We start from the raw sequence: 23419 nt of genomic DNA on the forward strand, positions 1-23419 counted from the left end.
GATGGTCTCGGGTGTGGAACCATTCAAGGATGGACGACGACGTACGCCACGAGCTGCGTCACCTGCGCGCACGGGCCTACGGTCCGGATGCCGACATCGACGACGATCCGGCCGCGGTCGCCAGGCTCACCGCCCTCGAGGAGCTGGAGCGCGGGGAACGCACTCCCCGGCCGCCGCAGCCGGCGACGCCCGCGCACGCCTCGCAGGGGCAGGTCGTCGCGTCCCGCGTCGAGACGGCGGCATCCGGAACCGAGGACGACGAGGTCGGCCCGGATGACGACGAGGACGCAGCCGAGGCCGTCCGCGAGCGACGCCCCCTCGTGCGGTCGCGTCGCAATGTGTGGGCGTGGGCGATCTCCCTGGCCGTGGTCACGGCGCTCGCGAGCGCAGCGACCGCGCTCTCGGTGACGTTCGTCCCCGTGCCGAGCTCCGTGGGCGCTCCGCAGGTCGGCACGCTCGAGCTCGACCCCGACGGCGAGACGCCCGCGATCTTCGGTCAGCAGACCGGCGATGAACGCGCGTTCCGGGACTACTTCGGAGTGACCGCGTTCAGCGGGTTCGTGCGGGTGGATGCCGCGGAGAACCGCAGTCCGTGCATCTATCTGCTCGCGACGGAGGAGATCTCCGCACAGGAGTCGCGCGGCATCAGCGGCAATTTCGTCTACGGCGGATGCGGTGCGGGCATCTTCCCCGCCACGGTGGAGTTCGTGGTCGCGGACGGCATGCCGGAGGCGTTCGTCGAGCGGTTCCCCGTCGGCACGAGCGTGCAGTTCGTCTTCGACGGGGAGAACGTGGGCGTCTTCGCCGACGGCGGCTGAGGGGAAGCGACAGCTTCGAGGAACGGAGCGCCGGGGCTTGCTGCTCGCCCCGCCGTGCACGGAGAAGAGCCGCCCTCGCGGCGATGTCGCGTGCGCCAATGAGAGGGTGGGGGAGTGACCCCCCTTCTCGAGCACGTGCCCGCCGGTGCCGACCCGGACGCCGTGTACCTCGGTTTCGTCGAGTGGGCGGCCTCGCGCGGCCTCACGCTCTACCCCGCGCAGGACGAGGCAATCATCGAGATCGTGTCGGGCGCGAACGTCATCCTGTCGACCCCGACCGGCACGGGCAAGTCGCTCGTCGCGGTGGCCGCGCACGCGGCATCCCTCGCCCGGGGCGGCCGCACCTACTACACGGCGCCGATCAAGGCGCTCGTGAGCGAGAAGTTCTTCGCGCTCGTCGAGATCTTCGGCGCCGAGAACGTCGGGATGGTCACGGGCGACTCCTCCGTCAACGCCGACGCACCCATCGTGTGCTGCACGGCCGAGATCCTCGCCAACCTCGCCCTTCGGCAGGGAGCGGATGCCAACGTCGACCAGGTCGTGATGGACGAGTTCCACTACTACGGCGAGGTCGACCGCGGCTGGGCGTGGCAGGTGCCGCTGCTGCTGTTGACGCGGGCGCAATTCATCCTCATGTCGGCCACCCTCGGCGACGTGACCGACACCGCCGACGACCTCTCCCGCCGCACGGGCCGGCCCACCGCCCGTGTGACCGGTGTCGAGCGCCCCGTACCGCTGCACTTCGAGTACGCCCGGACGCCGGTGCACGAGACCGTGCAGGAGCTGCTCGACACGCGCCAGGCGCCGATCTACGTCGTGCACTTCTCGCAGGCCGCCGCGATGGAGCGGGCGCAGGCGCTGTCATCCATCCGCATCATCGGGCGCGAGCAGCGCGATGAGATCGCCGAGGCGATCGGCGGGTTCCGCTTCACGACCGGGTTCGGCAAGACCCTGTCGCGCTACGTAAGGGCGGGCATCGGCGTGCACCACGCCGGAATGCTCCCGCGGTACCGGCGCCTGGTCGAGACGCTCGCGCAGCGGGGACTCCTGCGGGTCATCTGCGGAACCGACACGCTCGGCGTCGGCATCAACGTGCCGATCCGCACCGTGCTGATGACGGCGCTGACCAAGTACGACGGCACCCGCATGCGCCAGCTCTCGGCGCGCGAGTTCCACCAGATCGCGGGTCGCGCCGGTCGGGCGGGCTACGACACCGCGGGAACCGTCGTCGTGATGGCGCCGGATCACGAGATCGAGAACGCCGCCCAAATCCTGAAGGCCGGCGACGACCTCAAGAAGCAGAAGAAGATCGTGCGCAAGAAGGCGCCGCAAGGCTTCGTCAACTGGACCGAGCAGAGCTACGACCGTCTCGTCGCCGCCGAGCCCGAGCCGCTCGTGCCGCAGATGAAGCTGTCGGCCGCGATGCTCATCAACGTCATCGCGCGCGGCGGCGACGTCTTTGGAAACGTCCGCGCCCTCGTCTTCGACAACCACGAGCCGCGCGCCCGCCAGTACGACCTCGCCCGCCGGGCCCTGGCGATCTTCCGCACCCTGGTTCAGGCCGGCGTGGTCGAGGTCGTCCCTCCACCGCGTGAGGGGTCAGATTTTGTCGCCTCAGAGGGGGGCCAGGCGACAGATTCTGACTCCTCACGCATCAGGCTCACTGTCGACCTGCAGCCGAACTTCGCGCTCAACCAGCCGCTGTCGCCGTTCGCGCTCGCCGCGATCGAGATGCTCGACCCCGAGGTCGAGCTGGGACGGGGGCCGGATGCCACGACGCCCGCCGGCGGCGTGGGCACCGGGCACTACGCGCTCGACGTCGTCAGCGTCATCGAGGCGACCCTCGACGACCCGCGCCCGATCCTGTCGCAGCAGCAGTTCCGCGCCCGCGGCGAGGCGGTCGCGGCGATGAAGCGCGAGGGCATCGAGTACGACGAGCGCATGGAACTGCTCGAGGAGATCACCTGGCCGAAGCCGCTCGATGAACTGCTCGCGCAAGCGTACGAGGTGTTCGCGTCGAGTCAGCCGTGGATCCGCGACTTCGAGCTGTCGCCCAAGTCGGTCGTGCGTGACATGTTCGAGCGGGCGTGCTCGTTCGGCGAGTACGTGTCGCTGTACCAGCTCGCCCGCAGCGAGGGGCTCGTGCTGCGGTACCTCAGCGACGCGTACCGCGCGATCCGCCAGACCGTGCCGGTCGACGCGCAGACGCCCGACCTGCTCGACCTCATCGCGTGGCTCGGCGAGCTCGTTCGGCAGGTCGACTCCAGCCTCGTCGACGAGTGGGAGCAGCTCATCAACCCGGCCGACGATCCGGACGCCCCCGTCGTCCCGCCAGCGCCGCCGTCGATCCTCACCAATCGGCGCGCGTTCGTCGTGCTCGTGCGCAACGAGATGTTCCGCCGCGTCCAGCTCGCCGCGCTGCAGAAGGACGACGAGCTCATCGAGCTGGACCCCGACCTCGACTGGCCCGGGATTCTCGACAGCTACTTCGACGAGCACGAAGCCATCGGCACCGGGGGAGCGGCGCGCTCCTCCGCGCTCGTCGCCATCGACGAGTCCGCGGCCCCCGAGGGGTTGTGGCGGGTCGAGCAGACGATCGACGACCCCGCGGGCGACCACGATTGGCGCATCCGCGCGGAGGTCGACCTCGCGGCCTCGGATGAGGAGGGGACGGCCGTCGTGCGGGTGACCGAGGTGTTGCGGCTCTGAGCGCTCCTCCCGGAGACGGACCGGGTGAAGTTATGCACTCTTCTCACCGAAGGGGCGCGAGACGCGAGGGGGAACGCTTACTGTCGATGGCATCGATCACGTCCGAAAGGAACGCTGTGGAAACCCTTCCGCTCATCGCCACCGCCGTGGGCCTCGTGGTCTCGGTATCGACGACCGTCCTGGGCGGAACGAAGTGGCTGCTGCACCGCGTGGAGCAGAGGTTCGCGCAGGTGGATCAGAGGTTCGCGCAGGTGGATCAGAGGTTCGCGCAGATGGACCAGAGGTTCGCGCAGGTGGATCAGCGGTTCGCGCAGGTCGATCAACAGTTGCGGTCGGTCGCTGAGTCGGTGACGGAGCTCAAGATCGCTGTCGCGCGGATCGAGGGCCCTCACCCTCCTTTCCTCATCGCGCGTGGGTGATGAGCGACGAATGACGGATGCCGAGGCCCTGAGGCCCCGGCATCCGGTGACTTGCTCGTCTCGTGTTACTTGCGGGCGACGCGGTTCTCCGCGCTGACCATCCACGACAGCTGCTCGAGGCGCTCGAGCACGCCGTGCAGGATGTCGGCGCTCGTGGGGTCTTCGTCGTCGACGTCGTCGTGCACATCGCGAACGGTGCCGACCGTGGCGTCGAGGCGCTCGGTGATCAGGTCGATGACCTCGGCGGTGTCGACCTCGCCCTGGGGGAACTCGGGCAGGGTCGTGGTCTCGGCGACCGTGTCGCTGCGACCGTCGGGGAGGGCGTGCAGCGAACGCATGCGCTCGGCGACCTCGTCGCTGAACTCACGCGCAGCGTCGATGATCTCGTCGAGCTGCAGGTGGGTGTCGCGGAAGTTCTTGCCGACGACGTTCCAGTGGGCCTGCTTGCCCTGGACCGACAGCTCGATCAGGTCGACGAGCACGGCCTGCAGGCTGTCGGTCAGCTTCTCTGACGCCTGGAAGCCCTTCTCGGCGTTCTGCTCGTCGGTGGTCTCGGGGCCGCTGCCGCCGCGGGCCGGGCGGCGACGGTTCTTGGTCGGGGCGTCCTTCGTGGTGGTGGACATGCGCGTTCCTTTCACTCGCGGTCGGTAGCGACGTTAGGCGTGGCGGTCGGGTGTACCCGGGGGGTTGCGGGGGCACTGACGGCGCGGTAGCCGGGTGAATTCTGGGGTCCAACGGGGTGTAATCGGGCGCTTTTGCACGGGTGGCGCTCGGCGCATTCATCAGATTCGGAGAGACGACGTTCAGCCGCGTCGCTTCGAGAGGACCGCCATGCGCTCTGCTGCCCTGTTCCGTTCGCTGTCTCTGGCGATCGCTGTCGCCATCGCGGCGCTCGCGGGGGTGGTCGTCGCGACCGCGGCGCCGCTCCCCGCAGCGGCCGTCGCGACAGCCGACGTCGACGGCGACACGATCGCCGACGCGGTCGAGCGCGCTGTCTGCGGGTCGGCGACGTGCGCCACCGGAGTGGAGGACCGCGACGGAGACGGCATCCCGGATGCCACCGAAGTGCCGGCGTGCGGGGACACCACCTGCGCCTCGCCCACCGCCGATCGCGACGACGACGGCATCCCCGACTACGTGGAGCGGCTGGTCTGCGGCTCCGACACATGCTCGAACGCCAAGGAGGATGCCGACGGCGACCGGATCGGCGACTGGGTCGAGTTCGTCATCTGCGGAACGCGCACGTGTGCCGACGGCACGGAGGACTTCGACGCCAACGGGGTCTCGGATGCGGCCGAGCTCACAAGCTCGGCAATCACTCGCTACGGTCGAACATCCCCCATGACGCAGGACATCATCCGGCAGGAGTCCACCGAGCGGCTTCGCGAAGAGTTGCGAGCGGCCATACGAAAAAGTCCCAGCTCGCCGTCGCTGCAACAGCTGCAGGGTGGGTACAAGGCGGGTGATCCGTGGCCGTGGAACCCAAATTTGTTCCGGGATGCAAAAACATTTCTGTTGTACCCGGTGTCATCGTCCGAGGAAAGGACTCTGCTCACCATCGGCACGTACACGCTGCGCCCAACGGAGGTGCACCAAGTAGGAGACGGAAGAGCGCAAGTCACGTGGGTCGCCGAAAACGACTCGACGATGGGGTCACTTTTCCGAGGAATCGGCGATCCCAATTGGTGGAATAGTCTCGCGAAAGAGTCGGGTCCGTTCTCGCGGGTCAAGCAAGAGTTCACATGGACCGAGGAGCTGACTTGGTGAGGGCTCTTCGGCTTGCTGTGAAGTCCGTCGCCTGGATTATCATCTCGGCAATGGGGATCTTGATACTTTGGACTGTTGTCGTTCCCTGGGGCGAAAAGATGCCGGGAGCGCGCGATGTCGAGGGAGTTTGGCGGTTTGTAGACTCCTCGGGTCACACGGTGACCATGAAGCTGGGAAGCGATTCAATCGCCGAGTTGTCCGGGTGGCCGGATAGTGTTGGGTGCGCCGGCCCAGTGCAGTCCTCGGAACGTCTTCTCAAAGATGTCGATTGGCGAGCCATCTCTGATTTCCGGGGCGAGTGGATGCTGAGGACAGATTTCGGTGGTCTCTCGCTTCAGATGAGCTCGTCATCCTCTGGCGACTGTCTCCTAGATGTGCCACTACGTTTTCAGTGGAATATCATTACCGGGGAGAATAGAATACTCTTCTACGTTTCCGGATACGATGAGCCGTTCTTCGACCAGGTATTCACTTTCAGCCGCTTGAATGTTGCACCCGACCGGCGATGAAAAGCAGGCTGCCGCGGAACGCTGTCGCAGAATTCGGGGGAACGAGCGCCCACGTTGTCCGCCTCGGAGCCTACGCATTGGCGACGCTTACTTCGTCGATGTTTGCGGGGATGTGAGCGCGCGTGAACTACTTGGATATCAATGTTGACCTGGGGGAGGGGCTCTGACCGTGTGGGCGGCGCAACGTGATGGCTTGCGTAGGCGGCTTGGGAGCTCTTTCCCCCTGGCGGCCATCAGCGTGCTTTTGACTGCTTGCGTCCCAACAAGCTTGAACGATTTTCCTCTGTACCTGTCGATGAGAGGAGACGAGATCGTCTTCCGATGGTGTGGGGACTCGTTGACGGATCTAAAAAGACTGAATATCAGTTACGCGGTGTTCACGCCGGATATCGAAGACCACATCGCGGCAGAGAGTCGGGGTCACTTCGACATACCGGCGGGGACTGAATTTTCGAATCTCCTTCCACCAGCCGGGGCGGAGTACCAGGAGCAAAGCCAGATTCACATAGAAAGTCGAAGAACTATGTTCTACGTGTACATGAACGCAGCGCAACCCTCGACGTATGCGCCCTCGGTTGTGTTCGACGTAAAAGATCCGACTCAGATACCTCCGGGTGTATGGATTCGACCCAACGGCAGTGTCGCATCGGAGACGTGCGCTGCGCGTTAGATCACCGCACAGCGCAGCTGCTGCTGACGAGCACTGTCGGTCGAGGCGCGAGACGGAAGAATACGCTCATCGGTCAACTCGGTTGGACGTGACTGGTCACGTCGACTGGAACGACGTGGGGTCTCAAGCGAGTATTTCCTTCAGCCCGCCGGCCATCGGTTGTCTATGGGGAATGAGGGTCTTCCTAGAGCGGAATTCTTCGTCCGGGAAACTGCGGATGTTGTACTACGTAAACGGCCTGTCTGACGTGGACAATGGAATCGCCCCGCTCGTATTCGAGAAACTGTGATAGTCGACCGAGGGTCAAGACGCGCAAACAGACCGAGACGGTATAAGACGCCGCCGCGCGAGTGTAGCGGGAGTCGAAGGGGATCGGGGTTCATCTCTGCTTGCGCGACGACGTAGGTCGCGACTTTATGTCCGATCGGACACGAGGCTATCCAGGGAGCTGCAGGAAATGGTGGATCAGGGGAAGATGATTCGAAAGAACTTCGATCAGTGATTTCTCCTGATGAAGCTGAGCTCGTCGCGCGCCTCGGTAGCCTCGGCTACGACGTTGAGCACGTGTCAGACTTGCGGCACCTCGGTGTGAGATACGACGACGCTTATCCTTTCCTCCTTTCAGCGCTGCAGTCGACGGACGATGAAAGCTTGCGAGAGTGGTGCATTCGTTCCCTGAGTCTGCCGTGGATAGGCGACGACGTGGTGGATGTCCTCGTGGATCAATTTCTCAAGACCAGTCGCAACGAGACCCGGGGTGAATGGGACAAGTGGACGATAGGGAATGCGTTGTGGTATTCGTGGCGAGACTCCTATTTCGACACCTATCGCTCTCTCGCAGAGGAACGGCAGTACGGCCGGTCTCGGGAGATGATCGTTCTCGGCTTCGAGAAGACTCGGCTGAAGAGCCAGGCGGTGCCGGTCCTTCTCGGGCTCCTGAATGACGAAACCGTCAGCGGCCATGCCGTGTCGGCGTTGGCCAAGTTGGGTCAGGAGGAGGCGCGTTCAGCGCTCGAAGAGGCCTCGACCGATAGCCGTCGTTGGGTGCGCAATGCCGCAAAGCGAGGCGTGGTGAAGCTCGACAAGTTGGCCGCCAAAAGACGCGCCGTCGGTGGCGACACCGCACGGAAATGAGGCTGCGATGCGCATCACGGTGACACACGCACCTCGCGTCAACGCCCACCGGCCGATCATCGGGCAGCTGCCGCCGCGGAATCTGGGAACGTCGAACGAGCGGTGCGACGGACCAGTGCCCGAGGGCGTAGTGAATCCGCCGCGATCGCGGTTAGGCGCATTGCGCACGGCGGTGCGGCATCTGCAAACCGCGGATGACACAAGTGAGCGGTTATCAACGCACAGGGAAGGACGGCGAGCGTGAACGAAACCAAACCGTTGGGCGCCGGAGCGTGGGTCGCGATTGGCATCGGGATAGGGCTGGTGGCAGTGACGGCGATCGTGCAGTTCGTCATTCTGATGGCGGGCGTGCTGGGGTTCGGCGTGCTGGGGCTCGTCCTCGTCTCGAACTATACGGAGACACCTTCCAAGGAATCGCCGGCGACGGGCCTCGCGGGCGAGTGGATCCTCGACCCGACCGTCGCCGACGTGTCCGTACACATCGACGCGGACGGGTTCGTGGCTCTCGAGGATTGGCCGGTCGACCTGCTCTGCCCCGCGGCTGATCAGACGTTCCGTGACGCGGAGGACCTCGACTGGTCGCGGACGATGACCGTGTCGGGCATCGCGGAGACCGACGAGCGTGTTGCGACGATCGACGTGCTGCTCGATCCTGTGCGGCCGGGATGCACCACCTGGCTGGAGTTCTCCGTGAAGGGGGAGCCGGCATCCTCAGACGTGCGTCTCGTCCTCGCCCCGAACGGACTCGACGACGTGTTCGCGGGCGTCGAACCCCTGGTGTTCCAACGGATAGACCCGGCGGACGCGGCGAATCCCGCGGTGCACACCGCAACGGCGGGGGTACTCGGAACCACCCTCCCGTAGCCGCTCGGCATCCAAACGACAACCCCGGCCTGACCGTCCGGCACCGTTCCTAGCGTGAACACGTGCCCATCGAACCCCCGACGCCGTCTCGGCCGCTCCGCGACTACGCCGCGATCGGCGACGGGCGCACGGTCGCGCTGATCGGTCTCGACGGGTCGGTCGACTGGCTGCCGCTGCCGAACATCCACTCGCGACCGGTGTTCGCGCGGTTGCTCGACGAGACGGCCGGCGGATGCATCCAACTTGCGCCGGTGGGGGAGTACGAGGTGAAGCGGCGCTACGTCGCCCACACCAACGTGCTCGAGACGACCTTCACCACGAAGGGCGGTGTCGCGAAAATCACCGACGCGATGGTCACCGGCATCGCCGGACGGTTGCCGTGGGCAGAACTCGCGCGTCGCGTCGACGGCGTGAAGGGCGAGGTCGAGTTTGCCTGGTGCGTGCAGCCCGGCACGATGCTGCGTTCGGCCGCGCCCTGGACCGAGCGCATCGACGGGTTCTCCGTCATGCGCATCGGCCATGTATCTCTTGCCGTCGTCGGACACGAACACGGTCTGCGCGGTGACCCGGATGCCGGGAACGAGAGCATCGACGGGAGCTTCACGACATCGAAGGGCTCGCGCCACCTGCTGGTGATTGCCGCCACCGAGGGAGAGCCGCTGCGCATCCCCAACGCGCAGAACGTCGACCGAGGCATCGACCGCACCATCGGCGGGTGGCAGATGTGGTCGGACGAGTTCTCGTACGAGGGGCCGTGGTCCGACGACGTGCAGCGCAGTGCCCTGGCCCTCAAATTGCTGCTGTTCAGCCCGACGGGCGCCATCGCGGCGGCGGCGACGACCTCGCTGCCCGAGAATCCACGCGGGGGCAAGAACTGGGACTACCGCTACGCCTGGGTGCGCGACCTGGCTTACACCGCTCACGCCTGGGTCGGCTTCGGCCTCCGCGAGGAGACGCACGCCGCGATCTCGTGGCTGCTGCGCACGATCCGCGCGAACGGTCCCGAGGTGCAGGTGATGTACACCCTCGACGGCGGCGCCGACGTGAGCGTCGAGAAGCACGAGGTCCCGGGCTGGAACGGCAACCAGCCGGTCGTCACCGGCAACCCCGCGCAGGGGCAGCTGCAGCTCGGCGTGTACGGCGACCTCATCGCGATCTGCCGCACGTATGTCGAGGCGGGCAACCGCCTCGACACACAGACCGGGCGGCTCTTGGCTGACGTGGCCGACCGCACGTGCGACCTCTGGCGTCGCGAGGACTCCGGCATGTGGGAACTGCCCGAGCTGCGTCATTACACGTCGTCGAAGATGGGGTGCTGGAAGGCCCTCGACGACGCGCAGTGGCTTGCAGACGGCGGACACATCCCCGACAACGGCGACCGCTGGCGCGCCGAGCGCGATCGCATCCACACCTGGGTCGAGAAGCACTGCTGGTCGGAGAAGCTCGAGGCCTACACGATCCACCCCGACAGCGAGGACCTCGACGCGTCGGTGCTGCTGCACGCCCCCACCGGATTCGACCGCGGTGAGCGGATGTCGAAGACCCTGGATGCCATCACCGAACGCCTCGGCACCGAGAACCACCTCGTGTACCGGTACACCGGCATGGACCAGGAGGAGCACACCTTCGTCGCGTGCGCCTTCTGGCGTGCGACGGCCCTCGCTTGCGTCGGGCGTCACGCCGAGGCCATCGAGGCGATGGACGCGCTCGTCGCCCAGGGCAACGACGTGGGCATGTACGCCGAGATGATCGCCGAAGACGACGACGCCTTCTGGGGCAATCTTCCCCAGGCGCTCAGTCACCTGGCCCTCATCAACGCCGCTCTCGTCATCCGCGAAGTGGTGGATGACGCCGAGCTCGGCGCCCGCTGACCCCTCCGCCGGGGCGCCTCCGCCTCGGCATCCATCCCCCTCTGAAAGGACTCGCCATGAGCACGCAGTACACCTTCACCGACCCGGCGAAGCTTTACGCCGATATCGACCCGCAGTCGCAGGACCAGAAGGAGCCCGGCCTCGACGCCGAGCTGACGCCGAAGGCCGCCCTCGGGGAGGACACCTACGTCGGCAGCGGACGCCTCGAGGGGCGCAAGGCGCTCATCACCGGCGCCGACTCGGGCATCGGCGCGGCCACCGCGATCGCGTTCGCGCGCGAGGGCGCCTCGGTCGCGATGTCGTACCTGCCCGAGGAGAAGGTGGATGCCGACCGCATCGCCGGCATCCTGCGCGAGGCCGGCGCGACCGTCGTGCAGATCCCCGGCGACCTGCGCGAGCGCGAGTACGCCAAGACCCTCGTCGAGGAAGCCGTCGCGGGTCTCGGTGGTCTCGACATCGTCGTCAACAACGGCGGCAAGCAGATCTTCAACGAAGACGTCACGACCCTGACCGACGAGCAGTTCGACGACACGTTCAAGACCAACGTGTACGCCATGTTCTGGATCTGCAAAGAGGCCGTGCCCCACCTGCAGCCCGGCTCGACCATCATCAACACCACGTCGATCCAGGCCTACTCGCCGGCCCCGATCCTCGTCGACTACGCCTCCACCAAGGCGACCATCAACACCTTCACCAAGGCGCTCGGTCAGCAGCTCGCACCGAAGGGCATCCGCGTGAACGCGGTCGCCCCCGGCCCCATCTGGACGCCGCTGCAGGTCACCGACGGCCAGCCCGACGAGAAGGTCGACGAGTTCGGCGAAGAGACGCCGCTCGGACGCATGGGCCAGCCCGCTGAGCTCGCTCCGGCGTACGTGTACCTCGCCTCGGCGGAGTCGAGCTACGTCATCGGCGAGACGCTCAACGTCAACGGCGGCATGCCCACGCCGTAATCAGTGAGAGACACGAGGGGCCGTCGTCCGGGTTCGGACGGCGGCCCTTCGGCATTCGTGGGGTTCGTTCCTTCGACGGGCTCGGGGACCTGGGGGGGGGGGGGGGGGGGGGGGGGGGGGGGGGGGGGGGGGGGCTCAGGGAGCTGGGTGGGGCTCGGTCCCTTCGACGGGCTCAGGGACCTGGGTGGGGCTCCGGGTTCGCGTGCGGTACGCCGGGGACGGAGGTGGCTGAGCCTGTCGAAGCCATCGGCCCCTTCGACGGGCTCAGGGGCCTGGGTGGGGCCGACGTCAGGCGAGCGGCTTGCGGTAGAAGATCTCGCCGTCGGCGGTTTCCTCGGTGCGGTGGTATCCCTCCCGCTCGTACAGGCGCTGATTCGCCTCGCTCAGGCCGCCGGTGAACAGCTCGGCCTCGGTCGCTCCGGCCTCGCGCCCGCGCTGCTCGACCGCACCGAGCAGCAGCGTCCCGAGCCCCTCGCCCTGTTGATCGGGGGCGATCGCCAGGCGTCCGATCAGCAGCAGATCGTCGGCCACGCGCGCGCGCACCGCGCCGACGATGCGGTGCCCCGACACGGCCACGCATCCGAGGTTCTCGACGAGCTCCGCCCGCAGTTCTTCGAGCGTCTGGGTGAGCGGCGGCATGTCGGGGTCGCCGTAGATGAGCGCTTCGCTCGCGAAGGCGGCGCGCTGGATCGTCAGTACCTCTCCGGCGTCGTCGGGAGTGATCGGGCGGACGGTCGGTGAGGTCGACACGGGGAATCCTCCAGGCGTCTCAGTTGATTCAGGTTAACTATCATGAGCACCAGGACCCCCGTTTTCCGCAGGGGACCGTATCTCGCCATGAATGACTTCTTCGATACGAGCGTCCGCACCGCCGATGTCGCCGAGACCCAGGCCTGGTTGCAGGCGCAGTACGGGCACGTCGACGTGCAGGCCGACCGCGGCTCGTTCGCCGAGCACGCCGTCGGCGACGCGACCTTCTCGATACGTCGGCTCACCTGGCAATGCCGGGCCGAGGTGATCTACGAGGCGGACCGGTTCTACTTCGCCACGTCGTCGCCCGGCTACGGCTGGACGGTCGGAAAAGAGTCGGGGGACTACAGCCTGGAACCCGGTGCGGTGCAGCCCGGGCAGGAACTGGTGGGGCGCCCTCACGACACGGCGCTGCAGTTGGTCGCCTTCGACAGCGCGTGGATGGAGGAGGCGGCGCGTGCCATCTACGGGGACGAGTCGCTGACCGTGCGCTTCGCTGCTGCGGGTCCGGTGTCGCGGCGCATGCGCGACTACTGGCTCGCCACCCTCCGCTGGGCGCTCACGCAGCTGCCGATCATGACCGAGCCGCTGGCGCGCGCCCACGTGCGACGCGCGCTGGTGGCCGCGACCTTGGAGACCTTCCCCCTCGTGGGCGACCCGCGGGAGCGCCGCGCGTCCGCCTTGGAGCAGGCCTCCATCTACACGTCGGCGACAGCGTGGATCGACGACCACGCCTCGCTGGCCATCACCGTCGACGACGCCGCCCGGGCGGTGGGGACGTCGACCGAGGGCCTTCGACGCGCCTTCGCCGCGAACGGCCAACTCGTCGACACCCCCGAGGCCTACCTTCAGGCGGCTCGCGTGAGTGCGGCGCACGCCGACCTGCTCGACGCCGACCCCGCCTGCGTCACCATCGACGAGGTCGCGGCACGGTGGGGTTTCACCGATAGAAGCGCTTTCGTCGCGGCGTATCGGGCCGCGTACGGCGTCGCCCCTCAGGTCACGCTCGGCCGCTGACCGGATCACCGGTCGCGATCAATGTATTCACCGGGGTCGTCGAGGTCTTCGCGCGACTCGTCGCCGCTCGGCAGATCCACGTCGGTGTAGGCACCCGCTTCGTCGGATCGAGGACGGTCTTCCGAGCCGTCGGCGTTCTGTCGGTCGACGTACTCGCCCGGGAGGTCGGCGCTCCCTCGGTCGTCCGTGCCGTCCGGCAGCTGCACGTCGGTGTATTCGCCCTCGTCGGGACCCGCGCCGTGTCCGTTCACATCGCGCTCGGCCATGTCCGCCTCCTCCGTCTGGTGGCTCGACGCTAACCCCCGTCCCGGCACGCCGCAGCGGTCTTGACAGGCCCCGCCCGACCGGAGGCGGCACCCGGTGGGTCAGGCCGAGAACAGATCGCGGGCCCGCGGCCGGCGCACGCCGGCGACCGCGTCGAGGGCGGGGCCCAGCTCGGTGTGGCGGAAACGGAAGCCCGCGTCGCCGAGCACGCGCGGCACCGCCCAGCGGCTCTTCAGCACCAGTTCGGGTTCGTTGCGCAGCACCGCCATCGCCGGGTCCAGCATCCAGCGGTAGGCCGGGAGACCCAGCGGCATCCGGGCGACGCGTCGCACCTCCCGCATGAGGGTGCGGTTGTCGCTGACTCCGGGGGAAGCCAGGTTCACGGGGCCGGTGAGGTCGTCACGGTCGCGGAGGAAGCGGACGGATGCCACGACGTCGTCGAGGTGGATCCAGCTGAAGCGCTGACGACCCGACGTGCGGTGCCAGCTCGAGCGGACGGGGCCGGTCGGGCGGGCGCCGATGCCGCGGTAGCGGCGGTGCGGGAACCACCAGCTGTCGATCTGGGGACCGCCCAGCCCCAGCCGTCCGAGGGCGAACAGCATGCGGGTCGCCGGCCCGTCGCCCAGCACGATCGCCATGCGCAGCGCCACCCGCCGCGTCGACGGCAGCTCACCCGCGAAGAACGCCCGCTCCCAGCTCGTGGCGACGTCGACCGAGAAGCCCTCGCCGAACACGCCGTCGACCTCGTCGTTGCCGCTCTCGGTCTCGTGGCGGTAGATCGTGGCGGTGGAGGCGTTCATCCAGACCCGCGGCGGACGGTTCGCCCGGGTGACGGCCGCGTGCAGTTCGCGGGTGGTCTCGACACGGGAGCGGAGGATCTCGTCACGGTTGGCATCGGTGTACCGGCACGACACGATCTTGCCGGCGAGGTTGATCAGCACGTCGGCGCCGTCGACGAGACGCACGATCCCCTCCTCGTCGCCCCACACCGCGGTGCCGGTGCGCCCGACCGTGACGACCTCGTACCCGTCCTCGGCGAATGCGGTGGCCAGGGCCCTCCCGACGAAACCGCTCGCGCCGGCGATGACGACACGCGGAGCGTCGGGCGGTGGGGTCACGGCATCCTCCTGGCTGAGATGTGTTCAGCCTAGGGGCGCGAGCAGCGCGCTCCGGGCGCGACGGAGCCGACTGACACAATGGATGCCATGCGACGACACGGCCGGGGCTCACGCGTCGCGCGCGGTGCCGTCGCATCCTCGGTCGCGACCTTCGTGGCGCTCCTGTCGCACGTGTCGGCCGGGGGAGCGATGCCGGGCATCGTGGGCGTCGCGGTGCCTCTCGCCCTGTCGTTCGTCGTCTGCGCCGCACTCGCGGGTCGCCGGTCGTCGGTCTGGCGATCGAGCCTCGCGGTGGTGGTCAGTCAAGCGCTGTTCCATGCGCTCTTCGTGCTGGGCAGCTACGACCTCGGGGCCGCGGGCCACGTGCACGGTGCCGTCGCGATCGTCACCGCCGGTGAGGCATCGGCGCAGACGGTGTCGATGGATGCCGCCATGACCGCCGGACACCTCGTCGCCGCCGCCCTGACGACCCTGGCGCTGCACCGCGGCGAACGCGCCCTCGTCGCCCTCGGGGTCCTGGGCCGGCGCTGCATCGCGTGGGTCCGGTCTCGCGTGCGCGTCGTCGTTCCGCGCACGGGCCCCGCACCGGCGCGGCGGCTCTGCGCGGCGATCGTCGCCGAGGTGAGTCCCGTCTCGGTGGTCGTCGTCGGCGCGAGGGCGCGCCGAGGGCCGCCCCTCCCGGCATCCTGAGCACCGTCCCGCGCCTGTGACGTGCGGGACGCTCGGCCGTCTGCCGGGTGCGCCTTGCACCCGGGGCCGTTTCGCGTCCGCTCCGGACGTTCCCCGACCATGAGTACCCACCGCCCGTGATCAGGCGCCTCGCGCGCCATCGCCTCGGGCGGTGCGGTCCCGGCCCCGCCGCACCGGCCGCCGGATGACGGGTGCCCCGCGCACCCGGAAAGCGATGACCCCATGTCCGCTGTCTCCACCCGCCCCGACGGTCCGCCCGCGACCGACACCCCATCCGCTCGCGCGTGGCTCCTGCCGCTCCTCCGCCGCCTGCACTTCTTCGCCGGGCTCCTCGTCGGACCGTTCATCCTGATCGCCGCGCTCAGCGGTGGGATGTACGCGCTCGCGCCGCTGCTCGAGAAGGGGCTGTACGCGCACGAACTGACCGCCTCGTCGACCGAGACCGCCGCGCCCCTGGTCACGCAGATCACGGCGGCCCAGGCGTACGTCGGCGGCGGCGACCCCGTCGCCGTCCGTCCTGCGCCGGCACCCGGCGACACGACCCGTGTCCTGTTCGCCGACCCCGCCCTGCCCGAGAGCACGACACGGGCGGTGTTCGTCGACCCCGCCACCGCCGAGATCCGCGGCGACCTCCCCGTCTACGGCACGAGCGGTGCGTTGCCGCTCCGGCACTGGATCAGCGATCTGCACCGTTCGCTGCACCTCGGCGACGTGGGGCGGTGGTACAGCGAGCTCGCGGCATCCTGGCTCGGGATCGTCGCCCTCGCGGGCCTGGCGCTGTGGGTCGGGCGCCGAACAGGACGCCGACGCCGACCCTCCCGCCGTGTCGATGGCTACCGGCGCCTCTCGAACCGGCACGCCGTGATCGGGGTGTGGGTGGTGCTGGGGGCGGTGTTCCTGTCGGCGACGGGCATCACGTGGTCCGCGTACGCGGGCGCGAACATCGCGCAGCTGCGCGCCGCCATGGGGGCCGGCACACCGGTGCTGAACACGACGGGCGCCGGCGCGATCACCGGCCACGCCCATCACGGCGGTGCGTCCGCGGCCCCCGTCACGGTGGGCGCGGCGACCTTCGAGGACGTCCTCGCCGTCGCGCGCTCGACGGACGTCGACTCCGCCGAGGTGGAGATCCGACCGCCCGCGGGGGACGGTGCAGCATGGGTCGTGCAGGAGATCCACCGCAGCTTCCCGACGGAGGTGGATGCGGTGGCGATCGACGCGTCGACCATGCGGGTGAGCGACCGCGTCCGGTTCGCCGACTACCCGCTGCTCGCGAAGCTCTCGCGGTGGGGCATCGATCTGCACTCGGGGACACTGTTCGGTCTCGCGAATCAGCTCGTGCTGTTCGCCCTCGCCATCGGCATCGCGGCGCTCGTCGTGCTCGGATACGCCATGTGGTGGACGAGGAGGCCGACGCGCGGTCTCGCGGCCGCCCCCGCGCGGGGGGTGCTGCGTCACGCGCCGTGGTGGGGGACGAGCGCCGTGCTCGTGGCGGCGGTGGCGATCGGGATCGTCCTGCCCCTGGTGGGGTACACGCTCGCGGCGTTCGTGGTGTTCGACTCGTTGGTCGGCTGGCGCGCGCGGCGCGCGGCGCGCTGCTGAGGCCCGCGGCGGGGCTTGCCGCCGCGGGCGGGGGGCGTGCCGCACCGGGCGCGGCTTGCCGTACTGGCGGGTGGCCGCCTCGCGGGAGGGGTGTGCCGCACCGGGCGGGGGCGTGCCGCACTGGGCGCGGCTTGCCGTACTGGCGGGTGGCCGCCTCGCGGGCGGGGGCGAGCCTCGCGTCGAGGGCGCCTCGGACGCGCGGCAACGGTGAAAGGCCCGAGGGGCCGGCTGTGCGCGGTCCGGATCGCGCACAGCCGGCCCGACCTCAATCGAGCAGCTGGTGCATGGTCACCGAGCCGGTCGTCGGCTCCCGGAAGCCGAGACTCCGGTAGAGCGCCTGGCCGGGTGGATCGGCCAGCAGCGTCACGTACGCGCCCTCGGGGGCCGTCGCGCGGATCTCCGCGAGGAGGTCCTCCAGGATGCGGCGACCGAGTCCGCGCCGCTGATACCCGGGCAGCGTCGCCATGTCGGCGATGAGGAAGTACCACCCACCGTCGCCCACGACGCGCCCCATCGCGACGGAGCGGCCCGTGGCATCCGTGATCCTCCGCCAGGCCCAGCTGTTCGTCAGTGCGGGTGCGCCCTGGTCGGGTCGTTTGGGGGTGAGACCGGACGCACGGCGCAGTTCGAGGTAGTCGTCGAGCGTGGGCGCGAGGGCTTCGAGGCGGAGGTTGTCCATGCACTCAGCGTGGCACGCGTCGACATCCGCGGTCCCGTCCCGCCCCGTGCGGCCGGTGCGGGCGAAGCGGCGTCAGATGATGTCGTAGGGAGTGTCGCCGTCGTAGACGATCGGCGCGCCGGGATTCCACCCCTCCCGGTCCTGTCCGTCGGCCCGCTCGAACTCGAGGTGGACGGTCCGTGCGGTGATCGTGATCACCGAGGTCGGAGTGATCAGCACGCTGATGCGCTGCCCGTCATCGACGGTGATGTCGACGAAGCCGCCGCCCGCACGGAGCTCCGCGATGATCGCCGCCTTGAGCTCGTCGACGTGCTCCATGGGGGCGAGGGCGTATGTCACCTCGCCGACGGTGATCATGAGCCGTTCGATCGATGAGGACATGTCGAGCACGTTATGTACCGCCTCGAGAACCCGGCCACCCCGTTGCACCGATCCCGTCCGTGACGCACACTGCGCCCGCCGCCGCAGCCCTGCCGTAGGGCCCTTGGGCGCGGCCGTGACGGCCCGGGATCCGGGAGCTCGACGGCGCGGTCGCACGCGCCGCATCGCCGAGCTCCCGCATCCACTTCGTCTCAGGCGTCGTCGGGATCGGGGAGGTTCTGGGCGATGCGACTGGATGCCGCGGAGTCGCGGCCGACGCCCGGCTGATACTTCGCGATCGGGTCGTCGCCGTCGACGTGCGGCTCGGCGCCGTCGCGGTCGACCGGGGGAGAAGCGGGGGTGCGGTTGTCGGTCTCGGGTCCGTCGTGCGTGGGGGCGCCCGTGTCCTCGGTGTGACGGGAGGTCGATCCGCTCTCGCCGCGGGCATCGTCGGTTCCGCGCTCGGTCAGACCGTCGGCCGCGCGCGTGCCGACGCCGGGCAGGTCGTTCTGGCTGGAGATGTTCTGCAGGCGGGCCTCGTCGTCGGCGTCGATCTCGGCGGCACCGACCGCACCGGTGTCCGCTCCGGCGGCGCCCGCGGGCACGTCGGCGGCGAGTCCCTCGGACTCGGGGACGATGTTCTCTTCGTCGGCTCCGGGGAGGCGATCTGCGGGAGTGTTCATGGCGATCCTTCCGTGGGTGTGCCGCCACGTTAGGCGGGGCATCCGCCTGACGAGCCGGGGTTGCGCGGCGGCACCGCATCGCACCCGGATGACCGGCCCCGGTGTCGGAGGCGGTCGTTAGGCTCGAGATACGCTTCGAAAGGACACCGCAATGCAGCAGCGCCCCCTCTCCCGCACCGGCCGTGAGGTCTCGGCCATCGGCCTCGGCACCTGGCAGCTCGGCGCCGACTGGGGCGACGTCAGCGAAGAGGACGCGCGCGCCGTGCTGGCGGCCTCGGCCGAGGCCGGGGTCACGCTGTTCGACACCGCCGACGTCTACGGCGACGGGCGGTCGGAAGAGATCATCGGGACGTTCCTCCAGAGCCGGGATGCCGACGACATCACCGTCGCGACGAAGATGGGCCGTCGCGAGGATCAGGTGCCCGAGAACTACGTCATGGAGAACTTCCGCGTCTGGCTCGACCGCTCCCGCCGTCTGCTGGACACCGAGACGCTCGACCTCGTGCAGCTGCACTGCCCGCCGTCCGCGGTGATCGACGACGACGCCACGTGGGACGCCCTCGACCAGCTCGTCGCCGAAGGCGTGATCGCCGCGTACGGGTCGTCGGTCGAGACGATGGACCAGGCGCTCTCGGCGCTGCGGCGGCCGAACCTCACCAATCTGCAGATCATCTTCAACCCGTTCCGTCTCAAGCCCCTCGACGAGGTGCTGCCGCTCGCCGCCGAGAAGAACGTCGCGGTGTTCGCCCGCGTGCCGCTGGCCAGCGGTCTGCTGTCGGGGAAGTACACGCGAGCGACGACGTTCGACGCGAACGACCACCGTTCCTACAACCGCAACGGAGAGGCCTTCGACAAGGGTGAGACGTTCTCTGGCGTGCCGTTCGACGAGGGTGTCGCGGCCGCCGACGAACTGAAGGCGTCCCTGCCCGAGGGCGTGACGCTTCCCGCGGCGACGCTGGCGTGGATCGCGTCGCGCGAGGGCGTTACCTCCGTCATCCCGGGGGCACGCTCGACCGCTCAGGCCACGGCGAACGCCGCGGCGGCCGAACTCCTCGACGGCGGCTTCGATGTGGAGGCCTTCGACGCCCTCGTGCGCGAGGTGTACGACCGCCGTCTCCGGGCGGAGATCCACCCGCAGTGGTGACCCGTGGGTGAGCCCGGGCGCCGCGGCATCCTGAAGTGCGAGACGGCGGTCGACTGACGGCGCTCGCGGGATGCCATGGGTTCGTCGGCCGATGCCGGTCGCCGTGCAGCCATGGCGGGGCACCGGACGAACGAAAGCCGGGCCCGTCCTTCGCGGACGGGCCCGGCTCATCTCATCGCATGACGTCAGCTGACGTCGCCGCGCCAGGCGCCGGACTCGGCACCGCGCGACTCGATGTACTCCTTGAAGTTGTCGAGGTCCTTCTTGACCGAGTGGTCGTCGGCGCCGAAGACGGCACCGAGCTTCTCGAGGACGCCGGTCGGCTCCCAGTCGATCTGCACGGTGACACGCGTCTTGTCGTCCGACAGACGGTGGAAGGTGACGACACCGGCGTGGTTCTCGTCTCCGCCGACGCTGTTCCACGCGACGCGCTCGTCGGGGTGCTGCTCGGTGATCTCGGCGTCGAACTCGCGCTCGGCGCCGGCGATCTTGACCTTCCAGTGCGTGAGCGTGTCGGTCTTCTGCGTGATCGACTCCACGAAGCTCATGAAGTGCGGGAACTCCTCGAACTGCGTCCACTGGTTGTACGCGACGCGGACGGGAACGTTGACGTCGATGGTTTCGATGACCTGTGCCATGGTGTCCTCTTTTCGTGTGGCTTTCCGGGGCTGTACCCAGTCTTCGCGCCCCGCCCGCGAGGTGACCCCGGGGTTGAGGGATCGGCGTTCGTGCCCTATACGCGCCGCGCTTCGTCACCGCGAGGGAGGCGCGCGCGCGAACCCGGTCTGTCACGCATAAACGCGATTCGTGCGCAGAAACACTCCGTCAGCGTGTTTCTGCGCACGGATTGTGTTTATGCGTGAGTTCCGGGCCTGGGTGGTTGCCTCGCGGGGCGCGGGGCGCGGGGCGCGGGGCGCGGGGGCGGGGGCCTTGCGGGGGCGCGGTGCGGCAGGCGCGGGGTCGCGCGCGCTGGGCGTACTGCGGCGGACGCGGGTGGGCGGACCCTGGGGCCTGCTCGGGCGTGCCTGTAAACACGATTCGTGCGCAGAAACACTCCGTGAGCGTGTTTCCGCGCACGGATTGTGTTTATGCGTGAGTTCTGGGGCTGGGCGGGGGCGGGGGCTTCGCGGGAGCGCGGGGGCGGGGGCATTGCGGGGGCGCGGTGCGGCAGGCGCGGGGTCGCGCGCGCTGGGCGCAATGCGGCGGACGCGGGTGGGCGGGTTCTGGGGCCTGCTCGGGCGTGCCTGTAAACACGATTCGTGCGCAGAAACACTCCGTGAGCGTGTTTCTTCGCACGGATTGTGTTTATGCGTGAGTTCTGGGGCTGGGTGCTGGCCTCGCGGGGGCGCGGGCATCGGGGCGCGGGGCGCGGGCATCGGGGCGCGGGGCGCGGGGGCGGGGGCATCGCGGGGGCGCGGTGCGGCAGGCGCGGGGTCGCGCGCGCTGGGCGCACTGCGGCGGACGCGGGTGGGCGGGTTCTGGGGCCTGCTCGGACGTTCCCGTAAACACGATTGGTGCGCAGAAACACTTCGTCAGCGTGTTTTTGCGCACCGATTGTGTTTATGCGTGAAGTTCCGGGCTGGCGGGGTCACTCGCGGGGCGCGGGGCGCGGGGCGCAGGGGCCGCGTCCGCCGGGCACAGACGGGCGCGGGGCGCCGGGCGCGGGGCGCGGGGGCGGGGCGCGGTGCGGCGGGGGCGGGGCCGGACCGGGTCAGGCGAGGCCGCGCAGGATCAGGTGCCAGTAGACCCAGGGCAGCACGCGGCGGTCGGCGATCCACGACAGGCGGCGTTCGCGGTACAGCGAGCGCCAGAACGGCACGGTCGGCTGCAGCCGGCCCTCCCGGTCGAACTCCGCGAACACGACCGTGCCGCGTGACACCGTGAACGGAACGACGCTGTAGCCGTTGTAGGTCGCCGACGGCGCCCGGCCGCCCTGCACCGCCTTCATGTTCTTCACCAGCGCCTTCGCCTGCTGCCGGATCGCTCCGCCCGAACGGCGCGTCGCGACGGACGCGGCGTCTCCCACCGACCAGATCTCGGGGTGTCGCACATGCTGGAAGGTCTCCGGGTCGACGTCGACGAAGCCGTGCGGATCATCGGATGCCGCCAGGCCGCTGCCCGCGATCCATTCGGGCGCCCGCTGGGGCGGCACGGCGTGCAGCACGTCGTACGACAGCGTCTCCTCCGCGTCGCCGTGGCCGATCACGAGCATGCCGGCTGTGGCATCCACGGATCTGAGTTCCCGGCTGTAGCGCACCTCGATGCCGTATTCGTCGAGCTTGCGCTGCAGTTCGCGGTCGATGGCCGGGATGCCGAAGGGCACGGGATCGGGGCAGACGAACACCACGCGGATGTCGTCGCGCACCCCGACCGCCCGCCACCAGTCGCACGCGAGGTACATCGGCTTCTGCGCCGCGGCGCCGCACGAGGCGGGCTCGGGGGGCTGTGTGAACACGACGGTGCCCCCGCGCAGGTCGCGCAGGACCGGCGAGGCCTTGGCCGCGAGGTCGTAGTCGTAGTTCGAGATGCCCGTCGGAGCGGCCATCGCCTCGGGCAGACCCGGCACCTGCTCCCACGCCAGGCGCATTCCGGCGCACACGACCAGCTGGTCGTAGTCGAGCGCCCCGCCCGAGACGAGATGCACGCGGCGGGCGTCGGCATCCACCGTGAAGACCTCGTCGCGCAGCCAGGTCACCCCGGCAGGGGTGACGTCGGCCTGGGGTCGGACCGCCTCGGAGGCCCGCGCCGCGCCGCCGGCGATGTGCGACTGCAGCGGCGCGAAGACGTGCCGTTCGCGGGGCTCGATCACCGTGACCTCGCCCGCTCGCGCGCGGTGCAGGCGGCCGGCCACCGAGAGCCCGGCGTTCCCGCCACCGACGACGACGATGCGCGGCGGTGCGGTGGGGCGGGAGTCGTTCATGGGGGATCCTCTCGTCTCCCTCACGCTCGCCCGCCGCGTCGTCGCGCACCAGCGCCTTGACATAGGTGCGCGCGGACCCCGGTCGCCGTCGGCGACGGTGCCGTCAGGCGAACTGTTCGGGGGTGACCGTCTCGTCGGCCGGCTCGGGGACCACGTACAGCCCGGTGGGGGAGTTCGCAGTCGACATGAGGGCCTCGAGCCACGCGCGGTTCAACGCCGGGGGGCGTCCGCCGCTGTACTTGAAGACGAGATTCGCGCGCGGGTGCACCCACACCGACGTGCGACCGCCGCCGGTGCTGAGGTCGTCCTTCCACACGAAGTAGAACGGTTCGCCGCGTCGCAGCTTGTTGCCGACCACGACCTGCAGGTGGGCGAGAAGACGGTCCTCGAAGTCCGTGCGGATGCCGCCCTCGTAGATGAATTTGCCCACGTGTTCCTCTCGGGGGCGAGATGCCCGCTGTCTTTACTGTGCAAGCGCTGT

Annotated in this window: 23 protein-coding genes; 13 read left to right on the forward strand and 10 right to left on the reverse strand. The window is 69.1% G+C overall.

Annotated elements, in window-relative coordinates:
- The first annotated feature begins 29 nt into the window (after window positions 1–29).
- The 3 genes from QE392_RS08285 (at window position 30) to QE392_RS08295 (ending at window position 3946) form a co-directional block, all read left to right on the forward strand.
- Entirely contained in the window at window positions 30–818 is a 789-nt protein-coding gene (locus QE392_RS08285; RefSeq protein WP_307450560.1) for a hypothetical protein, read from the forward strand.
- Between the two features lie 114 nt (window positions 819–932).
- Window positions 933–3527 carry a DEAD/DEAH box helicase gene (locus tag QE392_RS08290; protein ID WP_307450562.1) on the forward strand — a complete coding sequence of 865 codons (2595 nt, stop codon included), beginning with the start codon at window positions 933–935 and terminating at the stop codon, window positions 3525–3527.
- Window positions 3528–3643: 116 nt separating this feature from the next.
- Window positions 3644–3946, forward strand: coding sequence for a hypothetical protein (locus QE392_RS08295; RefSeq protein WP_307450564.1), 303 nt, complete (start codon window positions 3644–3646; stop codon window positions 3944–3946).
- Between the two features lie 65 nt (window positions 3947–4011).
- Here the strand turns inward: QE392_RS08295 and QE392_RS08300 are convergent, their stop codons facing one another.
- Window positions 4012–4569, reverse strand: a complete 558-nt coding sequence (locus QE392_RS08300; protein WP_307450567.1) for a Dps family protein — start codon at window positions 4567–4569, stop codon at window positions 4012–4014.
- Window positions 4570–4777: 208 nt separating this feature from the next.
- Here QE392_RS08300 and QE392_RS08305 point away from each other — a divergent pair, with 208 nt between their 5' ends.
- From QE392_RS08305 to QE392_RS08330, 6 genes are all read left to right on the forward strand, one after another.
- On the forward strand, window positions 4778–5713 hold the full coding sequence (locus QE392_RS08305) for a hypothetical protein (protein WP_307450569.1): 936 nt from the start codon (window positions 4778–4780) through the stop codon (window positions 5711–5713).
- Between the two features lie 17 nt (window positions 5714–5730).
- A complete protein-coding gene (locus QE392_RS08310) occupies window positions 5731–6222 on the forward strand; it encodes a hypothetical protein (protein ID WP_307450570.1) in 492 nt (163 codons plus the stop codon).
- A gap of 1168 nt (window positions 6223–7390) precedes the next feature.
- Window positions 7391–8026, forward strand: coding sequence for a HEAT repeat domain-containing protein (locus QE392_RS08315; protein WP_307450572.1), 636 nt, complete (start codon window positions 7391–7393; stop codon window positions 8024–8026).
- A 240-nt stretch (window positions 8027–8266) separates the two neighbouring features.
- A complete protein-coding gene (locus QE392_RS08320; protein WP_307450574.1) occupies window positions 8267–8890 on the forward strand; it encodes a hypothetical protein in 624 nt (207 codons plus the stop codon).
- 62 nt (window positions 8891–8952) lie between these two features.
- On the forward strand, window positions 8953–10761 hold the full coding sequence (locus QE392_RS08325) for a glycoside hydrolase family 15 protein (RefSeq protein WP_307450577.1): 1809 nt from the start codon (window positions 8953–8955) through the stop codon (window positions 10759–10761).
- A 56-nt stretch (window positions 10762–10817) separates the two neighbouring features.
- Window positions 10818–11711: an SDR family oxidoreductase gene (locus QE392_RS08330; protein ID WP_058232650.1), complete on the forward strand. Its 894-nt coding sequence runs from the start codon at window positions 10818–10820 to the stop codon at window positions 11709–11711.
- Window positions 11712–11999: 288 nt separating this feature from the next.
- Here the strand turns inward: QE392_RS08330 and QE392_RS08335 are convergent, their stop codons facing one another.
- The gene (locus tag QE392_RS08335; protein WP_307450582.1) at window positions 12000–12461 is read right to left on the reverse strand and encodes a GNAT family N-acetyltransferase; all 462 of its coding nucleotides are present in this window, start codon (window positions 12459–12461) and stop codon (window positions 12000–12002) included.
- An 87-nt stretch (window positions 12462–12548) separates the two neighbouring features.
- On the opposite strand from QE392_RS08335, the gene QE392_RS08340 reads away from it, so the two are divergent.
- The gene (locus tag QE392_RS08340) at window positions 12549–13478 is read left to right on the forward strand and encodes a helix-turn-helix transcriptional regulator (protein ID WP_307450584.1); all 930 of its coding nucleotides are present in this window, start codon (window positions 12549–12551) and stop codon (window positions 13476–13478) included.
- A 5-nt stretch (window positions 13479–13483) separates the two neighbouring features.
- Here QE392_RS08340 and QE392_RS08345 read toward each other — a convergent pair whose 3' ends face one another.
- The gene (locus QE392_RS08345; RefSeq protein WP_307450586.1) at window positions 13484–13744 is read right to left on the reverse strand and encodes a hypothetical protein; all 261 of its coding nucleotides are present in this window, start codon (window positions 13742–13744) and stop codon (window positions 13484–13486) included.
- Between the two features lie 99 nt (window positions 13745–13843).
- On the reverse strand, window positions 13844–14860 hold the full coding sequence (locus QE392_RS08350) for an epimerase (RefSeq protein WP_307450589.1): 1017 nt from the start codon (window positions 14858–14860) through the stop codon (window positions 13844–13846).
- Between the two features lie 87 nt (window positions 14861–14947).
- On the opposite strand from QE392_RS08350, the gene QE392_RS08355 reads away from it, so the two are divergent.
- Together QE392_RS08355 and QE392_RS08360 are read left to right on the forward strand one after the other, a co-directional pair.
- Window positions 14948–15550 (forward strand): hypothetical protein, encoded by a 603-nt coding sequence (locus tag QE392_RS08355; RefSeq protein ID WP_307450591.1) that lies wholly within the window; start codon window positions 14948–14950, stop codon window positions 15548–15550.
- Window positions 15551–15772: 222 nt separating this feature from the next.
- Complete coding sequence (locus QE392_RS08360; RefSeq protein ID WP_307450593.1) at window positions 15773–17152, forward strand: PepSY-associated TM helix domain-containing protein; 1380 nt, start codon at window positions 15773–15775, stop codon at window positions 17150–17152.
- Between the two features lie 265 nt (window positions 17153–17417).
- On the opposite strand, the gene QE392_RS08365 is transcribed toward QE392_RS08360, so the two are convergent.
- The 3 genes from QE392_RS08365 to QE392_RS08375 all read right to left on the reverse strand — a co-directional run bounded on the left by QE392_RS08365 (window position 17418) and on the right by QE392_RS08375 (window position 18874).
- Window positions 17418–17831, reverse strand: coding sequence for a GNAT family N-acetyltransferase (locus tag QE392_RS08365; protein WP_307450595.1), 414 nt, complete (start codon window positions 17829–17831; stop codon window positions 17418–17420).
- Window positions 17832–17903: 72 nt separating this feature from the next.
- Complete coding sequence (locus tag QE392_RS08370; RefSeq protein ID WP_307450597.1) at window positions 17904–18212, reverse strand: hypothetical protein; 309 nt, start codon at window positions 18210–18212, stop codon at window positions 17904–17906.
- 191 nt (window positions 18213–18403) lie between these two features.
- A complete protein-coding gene (locus QE392_RS08375) occupies window positions 18404–18874 on the reverse strand; it encodes a hypothetical protein (protein WP_307450599.1) in 471 nt (156 codons plus the stop codon).
- Window positions 18875–19025: 151 nt separating this feature from the next.
- On the opposite strand from QE392_RS08375, the gene QE392_RS08380 reads away from it, so the two are divergent.
- Window positions 19026–20018: an aldo/keto reductase gene (locus QE392_RS08380; protein WP_307450601.1), complete on the forward strand. Its 993-nt coding sequence runs from the start codon at window positions 19026–19028 to the stop codon at window positions 20016–20018.
- A 185-nt stretch (window positions 20019–20203) separates the two neighbouring features.
- Here the strand turns inward: QE392_RS08380 and QE392_RS08385 are convergent, their stop codons facing one another.
- The 3 genes from QE392_RS08385 to QE392_RS08395 form a co-directional block, all read right to left on the reverse strand.
- Window positions 20204–20656, reverse strand: a complete 453-nt coding sequence (locus QE392_RS08385; protein ID WP_307450603.1) for an SRPBCC family protein — start codon at window positions 20654–20656, stop codon at window positions 20204–20206.
- A 1073-nt stretch (window positions 20657–21729) separates the two neighbouring features.
- Window positions 21730–22938, reverse strand: a complete 1209-nt coding sequence (locus tag QE392_RS08390) for an NAD(P)/FAD-dependent oxidoreductase (protein ID WP_307450605.1) — start codon at window positions 22936–22938, stop codon at window positions 21730–21732.
- A gap of 103 nt (window positions 22939–23041) precedes the next feature.
- Window positions 23042–23368, reverse strand: coding sequence for a DUF7882 family protein (locus tag QE392_RS08395; RefSeq protein ID WP_307450607.1), 327 nt, complete (start codon window positions 23366–23368; stop codon window positions 23042–23044).
- Window positions 23369–23419 lie beyond the last annotated feature (51 nt).

This window comes from Microbacterium proteolyticum, assembly GCF_030818075.1.
GTDB lineage: Bacteria > Actinomycetota > Actinomycetes > Actinomycetales > Microbacteriaceae > Microbacterium > Microbacterium proteolyticum_A.